Annotated in this window: 12 protein-coding genes; 3 read left to right on the forward strand and 9 right to left on the reverse strand. The window is 33.9% G+C overall.

The window, feature by feature from the left end; all coding sequences use genetic code 11:
- Positions 1-134: 134 nt before the first annotated feature.
- Positions 135-1,349 (forward strand): 3-deoxy-D-manno-octulosonic acid transferase, encoded by a 1,215-nt coding sequence (locus tag R2Q59_RS10570; protein ID WP_316785480.1) that lies wholly within the window; start codon positions 135-137, stop codon positions 1,347-1,349.
- Here R2Q59_RS10570 and hemH read toward each other — a convergent pair.
- Genes hemH through R2Q59_RS10585 form a run of 3 tightly spaced genes read right to left on the reverse strand, consistent with a single transcriptional unit; the run spans position 1,346 to position 5,609 of the window.
- On the reverse strand, positions 1,346-2,359 hold the full coding sequence (gene hemH, locus R2Q59_RS10575) for a ferrochelatase (RefSeq protein ID WP_316768669.1): 1,014 nt from the start codon (positions 2,357-2,359) through the stop codon (positions 1,346-1,348). The genes R2Q59_RS10570 and hemH overlap by 4 nt on opposite strands.
- Positions 2,360-2,361: 2 nt before the next feature.
- Complete coding sequence (locus tag R2Q59_RS10580; RefSeq protein ID WP_316785481.1) at positions 2,362-4,734, reverse strand: TonB-dependent receptor; 2,373 nt, start codon at positions 4,732-4,734, stop codon at positions 2,362-2,364.
- Between the two features lie 23 nt (positions 4,735-4,757).
- Positions 4,758-5,609 carry a 4-hydroxy-3-methylbut-2-enyl diphosphate reductase gene (locus tag R2Q59_RS10585; protein WP_316768673.1) on the reverse strand — a complete coding sequence of 284 codons (852 nt, stop codon included), beginning with the start codon at positions 5,607-5,609 and terminating at the stop codon, positions 4,758-4,760.
- A 149-nt stretch (positions 5,610-5,758) separates the two neighbouring features.
- On the opposite strand from R2Q59_RS10585, the gene R2Q59_RS10590 reads away from it, so the two are divergent.
- Positions 5,759-6,712: a Fic family protein gene (locus R2Q59_RS10590; RefSeq protein ID WP_316785482.1), complete on the forward strand. Its 954-nt coding sequence runs from the start codon at positions 5,759-5,761 to the stop codon at positions 6,710-6,712.
- Between the two features lie 55 nt (positions 6,713-6,767).
- Here R2Q59_RS10590 and R2Q59_RS10595 read toward each other — a convergent pair whose 3' ends face one another.
- A complete protein-coding gene (locus tag R2Q59_RS10595; RefSeq protein WP_131552386.1) occupies positions 6,768-7,277 on the reverse strand; it encodes a phosphoribosyltransferase family protein in 510 nt (169 codons plus the stop codon).
- Between the two features lie 134 nt (positions 7,278-7,411).
- Between R2Q59_RS10595 and R2Q59_RS10600 the strand changes: the two genes are divergently transcribed.
- Positions 7,412-8,128: a head GIN domain-containing protein gene (locus R2Q59_RS10600; RefSeq protein ID WP_316785483.1), complete on the forward strand. Its 717-nt coding sequence runs from the start codon at positions 7,412-7,414 to the stop codon at positions 8,126-8,128.
- Between the two features lie 109 nt (positions 8,129-8,237).
- Here R2Q59_RS10600 and R2Q59_RS10605 read toward each other — a convergent pair whose 3' ends face one another.
- The 5 genes from R2Q59_RS10605 to R2Q59_RS10625 all read right to left on the reverse strand — a co-directional run bounded on the left by R2Q59_RS10605 (position 8,238) and on the right by R2Q59_RS10625 (position 12,781).
- Positions 8,238-8,651, reverse strand: a complete 414-nt coding sequence (locus R2Q59_RS10605; RefSeq protein ID WP_316768680.1) for a hypothetical protein — start codon at positions 8,649-8,651, stop codon at positions 8,238-8,240.
- Positions 8,652-8,655: 4 nt separating this feature from the next.
- Entirely contained in the window at positions 8,656-9,222 is a 567-nt protein-coding gene (locus R2Q59_RS10610) for a hypothetical protein (RefSeq protein ID WP_316768682.1), read from the reverse strand.
- Complete coding sequence (gene rlmD / locus R2Q59_RS10615; protein ID WP_316785484.1) at positions 9,219-10,649, reverse strand: 23S rRNA (uracil(1939)-C(5))-methyltransferase RlmD; 1,431 nt, start codon at positions 10,647-10,649, stop codon at positions 9,219-9,221. Before rlmD ends, R2Q59_RS10610 begins: the two co-directional genes overlap by 4 nt.
- 146 nt (positions 10,650-10,795) lie before the next feature.
- Positions 10,796-10,906 carry a phenylalanyl-tRNA synthetase subunit alpha gene (locus R2Q59_RS10620; RefSeq protein WP_316785485.1) on the reverse strand — a complete coding sequence of 37 codons (111 nt, stop codon included), beginning with the start codon at positions 10,904-10,906 and terminating at the stop codon, positions 10,796-10,798.
- A gap of 789 nt (positions 10,907-11,695) precedes the next feature.
- Positions 11,696-12,781, reverse strand: a complete 1,086-nt coding sequence (locus tag R2Q59_RS10625) for a nitronate monooxygenase (protein WP_316785486.1) — start codon at positions 12,779-12,781, stop codon at positions 11,696-11,698.
- Position 12,782: the final 1 nt, after the last annotated feature.

The following is a 12,782-nucleotide window of genomic DNA, read 5'->3' on the forward strand; positions in this document are numbered from 1 at the left end:
CTAATTAAAATTGAGATTATTATATCGTCGATTAATCACCTTTTAAACTCAAATACCTGCATTCTTCATATAATATTCGAAGGTTTTAAATTTATTGATTTATCTTGCGACGAAGATAAGAAATAAGACGCAAAATGCTTTGGATTTATAATATTGGAATAGTAATGTATGGCTTATTATTAAAGCTTGCATCACTTTTTAACGAAAAAGCAAAGCTTTTTGTAAACGGACGGAAAAACGTATTTGAAAACATAGCCCAAAAAGTGAATGTTAAAGACAGGCCAATTTGGTTTCACTTTGCATCTTTAGGAGAATTTGAGCAAGGTAGACCTGTTTTAGAAAAATTAAAATCCGAAAATCCTTCCCAAAAAATAGTAGTCACCTTTTTTTCCCCTTCTGGTTATGAAATTAGAAAGAATTACGCTTTGGCGGATGTTTTTTATTTACCATTAGATACCTCTTCAAATGCAAAAAGATTTATAGAATTAGTAAATCCAAAATCAGCCATATTTACCAAATACGAATTTTGGTTTCATTATTTTAAGGAGTTACACAAAAACCAGATTCCACTTTTTTTAATTTCTGGAATTTTTAGATCTGATCAAACTTTCTTCAAAAGCTATGGTGGCTTTTATCGAAATATCTTAAAATATGTTACTCACTTTTTTGTGCAAAATGAAGAAAGCGTTTCTTTATTGAAAAGCATCGGAATAAATGAGGTAAGTTTAGCAGGAGATACACGCTTTGATAGAGTTTATGAAAATGCTCAACAACCAAAAAAATTAGAGTTAATTGAAACTTTCTGTGGTAACTCTAGGGTTTTCATAGCTGGTAGTACTTGGCCAGAAGATGAAAAACTTTTGGTTTTATTAACTGAGAAGTATCCAGATTGGAAGTTTATAATTGCGCCACATGAAATTGGAGAAAATCATATTCGAGAAATTGAAGGTCTATTTCCAAAAGCAACCAGGTTTTCAGTTTTTAGTTCGAAGGTTTCAGCAACTTCATCCCAAATCTTAATTATCGATAATATCGGAATGCTTTCTTCTCTATATCAATACGGCAAATTGGCCTATATCGGTGGTGGATTTGGAGTTGGTATTCATAACACTTTAGAAGCCGCAGCATTTGGGTTACCAGTAATTTTTGGCCCCAAATATGATAAGTTTCAAGAAGCAAAAGATTTAATAGCAATTGGAGCTGCAAAAAGTATTTCTTCTGCTGATGAATTAATTGCTGCTTTTGAAGATTTTAAAGCAAACGAAAGGGCATCCGCCGATGCGAAAAACTATGTTAAAGAGAAAAAAGGAGCAACAGAAATGATTATTGAAACCTTAAACAGAAATTAAGACTTAACCATTTCCGCTAGCGCCTCAATAAATTTAGGATGATCATTTAAGCTTTCTACCAATTGAACATGTTCGCCTCCTAATTCTTTAAACTCTTCATGATACTCTACTGTAATTTCATATAGAGTTTCTAGGCAGTCTGCCACAAATGCTGGACTAAAAACTAACAAGCGTTTTTTTCCTTCGGCTGCCAATTTCTTTAAAACATCGGTTGTATAAGGTTGAACCCAAGGTTCTTTACCTAAACGAGATTGAAAACAAACCGTATAATTTTCTTTTGAGATACCTAGTTCCGCCGCCAATAATCTCGCTGTGTCGTGACCCTGTGCAGAATAGCAGAATTTATTAGTATCATTTAAGGTTTCGCAGCAATCTGAATTTTTCAAACAATAACTTCCTGTATGATCGCATTTAAGTAATTGTCTTTCGGGTAACCCATGAAAACTAAACAACACATGGTCATAATTTTCTGGTTGATGCTTCCTTGCATTTTCCGCAAAAACTTCAATCATTTGTTTGTTATCATGGAAAGAATTGATGAAAGATATTGGCGGAACAGTTTGCCATTTACTTACCAACTCCATAACCAACTGCATAACAGAACCAGAACTTGCTGATGCATATTGAGGAAACATTGGAATAACCTTAATGCTTTCTACTAAACCAGCTTTTAAATTGGCCAATGCACTTTCTATGGATGGGCTTTGGTACCGCATAGCTAATTCTACATGATACTCATCACCTAATTTTTCTTGCAACAATTTAGCTTGAATTTTACTGTAATGGAGAAGTGGCGAACCGTTTTCGTTCCAAATTTCTTTATATAATTTTGACGTTTTAGGACTTCTAAAAGGAACAATAATTCCTTTTACCAATAAAGTTCTGTTGAATTTTGGGATATCGATAACCCTTTCATCCATCAAAAACTGGTCTAAATATTTACGAACTGACGGCACTTCTGGACTATCTGGTGTACCTAAATTAACTAATAAAACTCCCTTCTTTCCCATAATTATAATTCGAATATTACACCAATTGTTGGCAATATATTACCGCTAGTATTTGTTAGCAATTTAGTTTTAAATCGAGTTACATCTCCTGTTGCATCTTGTGCATTTCCATTTGCATCTCTATCTAATACTAACTGCGATTGTGTTTCGTATTTATTGTAAGTCAAATTTTGAATATCCAAATATACGTTAAGGTTAAATTTCTTAAAAGGATACTTTTTATCTACTCTAACATCTAATTGATAAAACCCTTTTAATCTATTGTCATTCAGCCTATCATAATCCTGTACACCTTGAGGAAATATAGAATAATTACTTTTTAATGAAGAATAAGCAATATCATAAGGTGTATAAGGACTGCCACCACCTAAGCGAAATTTAGCGCCAATCTCCCAGTTTCTAGGGATAATCTTCCCTGCTGTCATGCTTAAGATATAGCGATTATTCCAACTTGACTGCACATATTCTCCCAATTTATCCTTAAACTCACTACAGAAGAGCGTTAAAGCAAAAATTCCATAAAACCCCTTATTTAATCTTTGTTGCGCAAAAAACTCTAAGCCATAACTTCTTCCATCAGTTTCGCCAACAACTGGTTTATTTCCTACAACACCAAAATCAGCACCCAAATTTGCCAACGGAATTACATCACCAAAAACTTTTACCATAGGATAGCGGCTGTAGTTTTTAAAGAATCCTTCGACAGTAAACTTGGTGTTTTTTAAGGTATTATATTCTAAACCAGCAACAACTTGTGCAGAGCGGATGTAATTTACATTTTGATTAAGCAACGGGCCACCTGTGTTGTTTCTAAAACCTAAAACAGTGTAGGCAGGTAACTGATAGTAAATACCAGTATTAAAATTAAAGCTAACTTTCTCATTAAAATTATAAGATGCTGAAAACCTTGGAGACAGCGTCTTAAAAGGGTTTTCTCCTTTGGAACTAAAACTGTTACCATCTAACCTTAATCCAAAAGAAAGATTTAGTTTATCTGCTAGATATGGTGCACTAACTTGTCCAAAAGCGCCATACTTAATAAAATCGATGGCAGAAACATAACCTTCAGTTCCACCAGGTAAAACTTGTAAGCTATTTGTGGTATAATCAGCAGTTTCTATGCCTGCACCAAAATTTATCTTGTATTTCCCTTCACGAGATGAATTTTCAACTCTTAATTTATTTTCAGTTTCTGTAGATTGATAATTTAAGGTTTGAATTTTGTTTTCGTCATTGTCTTGGAATTTGTAGGCCTCATTTTTCAGATAATTTCTACTCAAAACAATAGTAGAAAACCCTTTCTCTCTATAGTTTTTATATACAGCTCCAATGGTATAGTTGTTTTGTTTGTTCTCAGGAAAATTGGCAATGGTATATAAATTATTTTCTGTTTTTTCAGTATTGAAGTTGAGTACAGCTTTATCTAAAGCACCTAAACCTAGGATGGTTAACTCATTTTTAGTATTGAATTTCGTCTTAATCTTAAACTGAAAATCTTGGTAAGAAGGCAAAAATGGCAAACCCAATAACTTGAAAAGCCCTTGTAAATACGACAGCCGATACGAAGCCATATAAGTTGTCTTTTTGCTAATCGGTCCTTCAACTACTGTAGCAAAATCACTTGAACCGATAGTTAAAGACGCACCCATTTTATCAGGATTACCATCTCTCTGCTTAAATTCAAAAACAGAGCTTAATGCATTTCCTCTTGCAGCAGGAAAAGCGCCAGAATAAAAATCAACTTCTTTTATAAAATCAACATTTATTAATCCAACTGGACCTCCAGAGGACCCTTGCGTAGTGAAGTGATTGATATTTGGAATTTCTACACCATCTATATAAAATCTATTTTCATTTGGTGCACCACCACGAATTATGATATCATTTCTAAAACTTACTGGAGCAGAAACACCTGGCAAGGATTGGATAACTTTCGAAATATCCCTATTGCCTCCAGGATTTCGTTTTATTTCTGTAGAGCCAATTGTTCTAAGAGAAAGAGGACTTTCTATTGGCTTAATAAATTTTGCTCTTTGAACTACAACTTCATTAAGTTGACTAACCTCAGTTTCCAAACTAATGTCCAAAATAGTTGATTTTGCATTACTAACAGTGATATCATAAACAGTTTTAGATTTAAAGCCAATAAAATTGATTTGCAAATTATAAACACCTGGTAATAAACCCGACAAACTATAATTCCCTAAACTATCTGTAAGTGCATTATTGGTTTTGCCCTGGATGGAAATTGTAGCTCCAACAACAGGTTTGTTGGTAAAGTCATCGGTTATTTTACCCTTAATAATTGCGTTTTGAGCTAGAACTGAAAAAGTAGAAAATATAGAAAGGAGAACTAAAATAAATTTAATCTTCATTAAGGGATGGATTTTTCAGCTATTTACGAAAGATTTTCTAATGCAGATTTCACTTTTTCCATTAACCACATTGGAGTAGATGTTGCGCCACAAATGCCAACTTTATCATTTTTAGCAAACCAAGATTTGTCTAACTCTTCTACATTTGAGATAAAATAAGAATTAGGATTATACTTTTTACATACATCATAAAGCACTTTTCCGTTTGATGATTTTTTACCTGAAACAAAGATGATTTTATCATAATCGGCTACAAAATTTTCTAACTCCTCATAACGATTAGAAACCTGTCTGCAAATGGTATCATTAGCTTTTAAGTCAAATCCTCTTTTCAACAACTCGTCCTTAATTTGATAGAATTTATCTGTGCTTTTTGTGGTTTGGCTATACAAGGTTATTTTGTTTGGCAATTCCATTTCATCAAGCTCTGCTAAATCTTGAAAAACAATTGCTTTACCATTTGTTTGCCCTTGCAATCCAATAACCTCTGCATGACCATGCTTTCCGAAAATCAGAATTTGCTCCTCATCGTCATGAGAGTTTTTTATTCTATTTTGTAGTTTTAAAACAACTGGGCAAGAAGCATCAATCATCGTTAAATTATTCTTTAAAGCTAATTCGTACGTAGAAGGTGCTTCACCATGTGCTCTAATTAATACTTTTTCATCTTTTAGCTGATGTAATTGCTCATGGTCTATAATTCGAAGACCCTTAGCTTTTAAACGTTCTACCTCTTCATCGTTGTGCACAATATCACCTAAACAATAAAGGTATTCTTCGTTGTCGAGTATATCTTCTGCCATATCTATGGCATATACAACACCAAAGCAAAAGCCCGAAGATTTATCAATTGTGACGTTTAAATCGTATGCCATTTCAGTTTGCTAAAAATACAATCACAAAAATACATAAAATGATATTGAGATTTTAACAATTGAAGCTATTGAGATGCAATGTTTTGTAAAAAAATTTTTAATATCGGATAAATATTCTTTATCCTTAAACGATATTAGTACATTTGTGTGTGTGGGAATTTAATCTGGAAGATTTACAAGAGCTACAACCTCAAATAGACAGGTTGTATGAAAAAAAGGCAAAGCTTGATGCAGCTAGACCTTTGCCTAGCAGCGCATTGGTAAAAATTAAGGAAGATTTAACCTTAGAATGGACTTATAATTCTAACAGCATTGAAGGAAACACCATTACCTTACGAGAAACCCAATTAATTCTACAAGAAGGAATTACCATTAGGGGTAAATCTTTAAGGGAGCATTTTGAGGTACATAACCATGAAAAGGCCATTGAGTATTTATATACCTTAGTAAATGAAAATTATACTTTACGCAGTATTGATATTTTAAATCTACATGGTTTTGTATTACGCAGCATTGAAGACGATTTTGCTGGTCGCTTAAGAAACGGCGGTGTTCGTATCATGGGAGCAAATTTTACTCCGCCAAATGCGAGCAAAGCTTCTATCCTTTTTGATGAATTAATAGATTTTGTAAATGAAAATCCTTTAGGTTTAGATAACTTGATACTAACCACAATTTTCCATCATAAATTAGCTTGGATACATCCTTTTTTTGACGGCAATGGGCGTACTGTTAGGCTTGCCATGAATTTACTTTTGATGCGTAAAGGTTTTCCACCTGCCATTATTTTAAAAAACGACAGGAAAAAATACTATGAGGCTTTGAACCAAGCAAACAAGGGAAGCTACCACAAACTCTGCTTATTAATGTTGCAAGCTTTAGAGCGTTCTTTAAATATTTATTTAAATGTTTTACCTGGTAATTATTATAATTACGAACCTATTTCTTCTATAGTAGAGGAACCAGGCGCAAAATACGGTCAAGAGTATGTGAGCTTATTAGCCAGAACAGGTAAAATTGACGCCTATAAAGAAGGCAGAAATTGGCTTACCACCAAAGCAGCTATTGAAGACTATATGAGCAAAAGGAAACGGGAAAGGTAAGCCTCTCCCCGACCCTCTCCAAAGGAGAGGGGGCTACAAAGAATACAAAACTATGCTAACTCAAGTAGACTCTGTCCTCTTCTCCTTCTACATCCATTACCACATCTACATGTTCTTTTAAAATTGTTGCTAATTCTAAACCCACAAAATCTGTTGCAATTGGGAAAATCTTATGGCTTCTATCCACCAAAACAACAGTTCTTATTTTTTTATGTGGTGTGTTTAAGAAAACGCCTAAGCCATAAGCCAAGGTTTTTCCACTATTTAAAACATCATCTACCAGAATGATAACTTTATTTTTCCATTCACTTTCGCCTAAATCTGTTTTAGCAACCAGTTTACTGTTTTGCTTTTCCAAGTCTACACGAAGTAAAGTAACCTTAAAAGTTGCTATAGATTCTAAAACTGTTTTTAATCTTATGGCTAGTTTATAACCACGGTCCCAAATACCTGCTAAAACAATCTCTTTTTCAGTCAGATTATCTTCCAGAATTTGATATGCTATTCTGTTGATTTTCTGTTCAATTTGCTTTTTATCTAAAATAAGTACTTGATTTTCTGGCATAGTCTAGGGCAATTATCGCTATGCAAAAGAACGATTTTAAGCCTCAAAAACAAACACAAAAAAATATTTTCAATTTTTTGCAACGTTTTGTGGTGTTTATGTGTCTAATAACTACAACCTAAAGCAAAAAATATATGAATTTTATTAATGTACTTAAATCTAGTGCCCTTACTTTATCGATAATTATAGCTGGCAATGGCATTGCAAATGCACAAAACAGCAAAAATGTTAGTGTAAAAAACTTCAACGGCATTACAGTTAGCAGCGGAATCGATTTGTATTTAACACAAGGAACTACAGAAACATTAACTATTAAAGGTGATGACGACCTGATTAAAGATGTTATTGTAGAACAGACTGGCACAGATGTGAAGATTAAATATAAAGATGGTGTGAATTGGAGTAGATTATTTAAAAACCAGAGTATCAAAGTATATGTAAATTATAAATCGTTAAAAGCTTTAACAGCAAGTGGTGGTAGCGATGTTTTTACTCAAAACACTTTAAAAACCGACTTGTTAAACTTAAGGGCTAGTGGTGGTTCTGATTTAAAACTGACATTAACAGTAAAAGATCTTAATTTAAGTATTAGTGGCGGTAGTGATGCCGAATTAAAAGGAAGTGGAGAAAACATGAATGCCTCGGCTAGTGGTGGCAGTGACATTGATGCTCTTGGATATGTTGTTAATTATGCAAAGGTTAATGTAAGTGGTGGTAGCGATGCGAATATATATGTAAATAAAGGATTAGAAGCTGGCGCTAGTGGCGGCAGTGATGTTAATTACAAAGGTAATGCGGCATTAAAGAAAACTACTTCTTCAAGAAGTGGTGATATTAGTCGTATTAACTAGACTTCTTTTAGTTTAGTTTTAAGTTTCGGAGAGCCAGTGTTGTGGATGCAATACTGGCTTTCATTTTCTTGGATAATGGCTGATGGTCCATAGACCATGGACTATGAGCTTACTTTGCTTTCGGATAAGGATAATAAACAAAGTTTGCTCCTTCTGGCACAATCACAAAAACACACATGTAATTTTCTGGCTTTTTGTAAGTTTTTAAAAATTGTTCTTTCTTATCAGGATGAATAATTCCTTTTTGAATAAATTCTTCTAAAGTTGAGGCCTGAATAGTCCAATCTGTATTTAAATCGGCTCTATTTAATATAATTTCACCAATGCTAACTTCGTGTTGGTGAGCAATGAAAATCGGATTTAAAGAAATTCCTTCCATCATTATTTCAACCGCTACTTCTTTAATCGAATCAGCATAGAATGTTAAATCTTTCTCTAAACTAACCAACGGACTTTTCTTCTCCTTTTTTGGTGCACCATTTTCATCTGAGCTTAAATTGCCCAATAACTCTTCACTCTCCATATTCTTAAAACTTAATCTCTCTTTTTATCGTAATAAATTTATCATCTGCTAAGCTATCGGTTAATAGACCATAACCTGTTTCAGTTTTAACTACTCTTTTTGGTAATGGGTATTCGTCAGAACAGAAATACATACTTCCTTTTTTTATCAATTTCCAAGTATTTCCTTTTAGGGAAAATAGATTTATGCTTGCCCAACAGCTGCTAAACCAATCTGGTCTTAAAAGTAATTCTGGCAAACCATCGCCATTTAAATCCCCAACCAAGGCTAAATCTGCTCCAATAGCACTGTTGTAAGTCAATTTTGGAAACTTGGCATTACTAAAGAAAACGTTGATGACATACTCCTCACGTTTATCGCCCATGTCATCTTTAATCAATTTATCCTTAACCACAAATGCAGTGTCTTTTGTCGCTAATAATACGGTATCTATTTCTTGCTCTGTCGTATCTATATCGATTTTCACTTGAGGAGAATCAATCTTTACATCAACTTTTTCTTCTGTTTTAACTTTGCCTTTGCAGGCAGCTAATACAGCGAACGCTAAGAAATAAATCCAAATTTTGTTCATGACCTTAGTTCTAATAAAACTACGTTTTCTACATGTTGCGTGTGTGGGAACATATCTACAGGTTTGATACGCACTACATCGTATTTTTCTTTTAACAAAGCTAAATCCCTTGCTTGTGTGGCTGCATTACAACTTACATAAACAATTTTTTCAGCTTCCATTTCCAATAAACGTTCTACCACATCAGTATGCATTCCAGCCCGTGGCGGGTCTGTAATTACTACATCTGGCTTGCCATGTTCTGCAATAAAATGACCCGTTAAAATATCTTTCATATCACCAGCGTAAAAAATGGTGTTATTAATTCCGTTTAATTCAGAATTAAACTTTGCATCTTCTATAGCTGTTGGCACATATTCTATACCTACTACTTGTTTTACGTTACCAGCTACAAAATTAGCAATTGTTCCTGCTCCGGTATATAAATCATACACCAATTCATCACCTTTAAAACCGGCAAACTCTTTAGTTATTTTATACAATTCATAAGCCTGATCCGAATTAGTTTGATAGAATGATTTAGCTCCAATTTTAAATTTCACTACGCCATTATCTACAGGCATTTGTTCAAAAATATGGTCTCTACCTGCGTAAGTAATTACTTCTTGATCAAAAATTGTATCGTTTTTCTTCTGATTTTCTATATAAAGTAAAGCTGTAATTTCTGGGAATGAAACTTTTAAATGTTCCATTAAACCATTAATTTGCTCCTGCTCTGCATAGGCAAAAACCACCACCACCATTACCTCTCCAGTTGAAGATGTTCTGATGATCAAGTTTCTTAATGCACCTTCATGATTACGTAAATCGTAAAAACTAATGTCGTTTTTTAGAGCATACTCACGTACTCTTAAACGTAAGCTATTGCTTGGCTCTGCTTGTAAATAACAGTGTTCAATATCCAATATTTTATCGAAACGTAAGGGAACGTGAAAACCTAAGGCATTCATTTCTCTTCCTTCAGCTTCAAATTCCATATCAGTTGCATTTAACCAACGTTTATTTGAAAAAGTATATTCTAATTTATTTCTATAATATCTATTTGCTGCAGAACCTAAAATTGGTTCCATTGTAGAAGTATCAATTTTTGCCAAACGCTGTAAGGCGGCCTCTACATTTTTTTGTTTGAATTTTAGTTGGGCATCATACTCCATGTGCTGCCATTTACAACCACCACAAGTACCAAAATGACTACAAAATGGATCTTGACGAAGCTCAGATGGTGTTTGGATATTTTCTACAATGGCCTCTGCAAAGTTCTTTTTCTTTTTTACTACACGTATATCTACCACATCGCCAGGAACGGCTTTGTCAACAAAAATCACTAATTCATCGGCTTTGCCAACACCTTTTCCTTCTTCTGCAATATCAATAATGCTTAATCCTGTAATACGGATTGGCTCAGCATTTTTTCTGTTTCTACTCATTGCTGCAAAGATAGTAAAAAGAGATGTGAGTATGGAGAAGTGAGTACTGAGACTCCTAGGTTAAAATTTTTAGAATCAAAAAATGAAGCAAAAAGTACCTTTCGAGTTGAGGAACTCGATTAGTAAAAAACGATCAACTCCTAAATTTATTTGCCAAAAACTTTAAGGATTAATCCAAAAGCGCCTTCTAGCCAATTAAACTTCATATCAAATTGTTCATCAACCATTACAGAAACTTCTAATATCTCTTGACTCATAGCTATAATTATGATGTTTATTATGCAAATATAGGCTTTTATATACCAAAAACCAAAGCGGTATATGTTAATTTTCTATTATGTTTAATCGAAAAATTTGAAAAGCAGGTTTAAAGCTCTTTTTAGAGGAAAGTCCTGCTATCACTTCAATCTTTTTTGGCATCTATTGAAGTCATCCGATGAATATTGTACTCTAGCCCATATTCATCGGATGACTATTTGGAAAAACAAAAGAAGGATTTTCGTTAAATCGGGTTTAGAAAAATTGAGATTGTGCAATTATTAAGTTGCTAAGCCTAAATAGATGTAACAACAATTAAAAATTAAATCTCCTTAATTATATAGAGGATAATAAAAGGAAAATATCGCCTTATATACTAGTTAGTGTTTTATTCGGACGTTAGACGCACTTTCTTCGGGTTCAATTGTCATAGGTCCGAACTAAGTCCGACTAAAGTCCGTCGAAAACCTTAATCTTTTATCTCTCTTTTACGAAACAGATACGAATGAAGGCAAAGCAAATTGAGGATCTAAATTTTTAGAAAAACCAATAAACATTTATCTGTTCAAACTTATAGTTAGTTTAAATCATATCGTTTAATTGATAAAATCTTTCCGAAAAAACGGTAAAAAATTCAGTTGCAAAGAAAACAATTGACACGAAAATCCAATTATTATTTTATGCATTTACAATCTTGTCAGCAAGATATTGCAAGATTCATCTAGCCTTAAAAATCCTTTGGCGAATTTTTGATAAGACAGGCTAAGAAGATTTAGTGGCTATTAATATTACGCCTTCAATTCCTCAAAATAATTGCTTGTTTCTTCAAGTATAGATTTCATTAAGTCGCTAGCTTTTTTATATTTTAGTAAGGGGGCAATTTGTCCGCCCCAGAATAAAATCATATCCCATTTTTCTTGTTCAATAGCAGCTTTTCTTAAATGCGACATGTATTGTGTTTGTAATGGAAAGGGTAAAAAATCTTTCTCTTGATGAATTAGGTCCTTAGCAATTCTACTGGTTATCCCTCTACCTAGCCTTCCTGTAAAAGCTCTTGATAGCGTCGTATACTTCGCAGCATCTGAGAACAACATTTCTTTATGTTTATCAGTGGCATTTGATTCATTTGTAGCCAAAAATGCAGTACCGATCTGAGCGGCATCTGCACCAAGCATCATTACAGCAGCTACACCTTTACCATTTGCAATACCCCCAGCTGCTATAATTGGAGTTTTTACCCTTTCTTTAATCAATTGTAGTAATACAAATGTTCCAGTAGTAGACGATTCAGCAGACCTGAGAAAAGATGGCCGATGCCCTCCTGCTTCGAATCCTGAAGCAATGATCAAATCAACACCTGCTGATTCTAATGCAATGGCCTCATCCAGTGTAGTTGCAGCTCCAATTGTAATTATACCTAATCTATGACATTGCTCAAGAATATCTGCCGATGGAACACCAAACATAAAGCTGAATACAGGAGGTTTTTGATGGAGAACTACTTCCACTTGGTTTTCAAATCGGGTTTTAAAAGGCGCTGGTTTTTCTGGCAGCGCAATTCCTAATTCATCAAAATAAGGCTTAAATAATCTTTCTGCTTTCTTAAATTGTTCGTCTGACACTCTACCATCTACAGCATCTGTATCTGAGACCCACAAATTGATATTATAAGGCTTATTTGTTGATGCTTTTATCTCCTGGTTAACCTTAATAATCTCTTCAGGACTTAATGTATATGCACCGTAGCCCCCTAGCCCACCTGCATTAGACACAATTGACACGAGCTCAACAGAAGAGAGATTACCACCAAATGGACCTTGTAAAATAGGATATTGTACACCTAATATTTCTGATGCTTTTGTTTGATACCACATA

The sequence above is a fragment of the Pedobacter frigiditerrae genome, from assembly GCF_032678705.1.
Taxonomy (GTDB): Bacteria; Bacteroidota; Bacteroidia; order Sphingobacteriales; family Sphingobacteriaceae; genus Pedobacter; species Pedobacter frigiditerrae_A.

Excerpts from the sequence above, each read along its gene's own strand:
- R2Q59_RS10625 (WP_316785486.1), bottom strand. The coding sequence starts at position 12,781 with ATGTGGTATCAAACAAAAGCATCAGAAATATTAGGTGTACAATATCCT.
- R2Q59_RS10610 (WP_316768682.1), bottom strand. The coding sequence starts at position 9,222 with ATGAACAAAATTTGGATTTATTTCTTAGCGTTCGCTGTATTAGCTGCC.
- R2Q59_RS10620 (WP_316785485.1), bottom strand. The coding sequence starts at position 10,906 with ATGAGTCAAGAGATATTAGAAGTTTCTGTAATGGTTGATGAACAATTT.
- R2Q59_RS10605 (WP_316768680.1), bottom strand. The coding sequence starts at position 8,651 with ATGGAGAGTGAAGAGTTATTGGGCAATTTAAGCTCAGATGAAAATGGT.
- R2Q59_RS10570 (WP_316785480.1), top strand. The coding sequence starts at position 135 with ATGCTTTGGATTTATAATATTGGAATAGTAATGTATGGCTTATTATTA.
- R2Q59_RS10595 (WP_131552386.1), bottom strand. The coding sequence starts at position 7,277 with ATGCCAGAAAATCAAGTACTTATTTTAGATAAAAAGCAAATTGAACAG.
- R2Q59_RS10585 (WP_316768673.1), bottom strand. The coding sequence starts at position 5,609 with ATGGCATACGATTTAAACGTCACAATTGATAAATCTTCGGGCTTTTGC.
- hemH (WP_316768669.1), bottom strand. The coding sequence starts at position 2,359 with ATGGGAAAGAAGGGAGTTTTATTAGTTAATTTAGGTACACCAGATAGT.
- rlmD (WP_316785484.1), bottom strand. The coding sequence starts at position 10,649 with ATGAGTAGAAACAGAAAAAATGCTGAGCCAATCCGTATTACAGGATTA.
- R2Q59_RS10600 (WP_316785483.1), top strand. The coding sequence starts at position 7,412 with ATGAATTTTATTAATGTACTTAAATCTAGTGCCCTTACTTTATCGATA.
- R2Q59_RS10580 (WP_316785481.1), bottom strand. The coding sequence starts at position 4,734 with ATGAAGATTAAATTTATTTTAGTTCTCCTTTCTATATTTTCTACTTTT.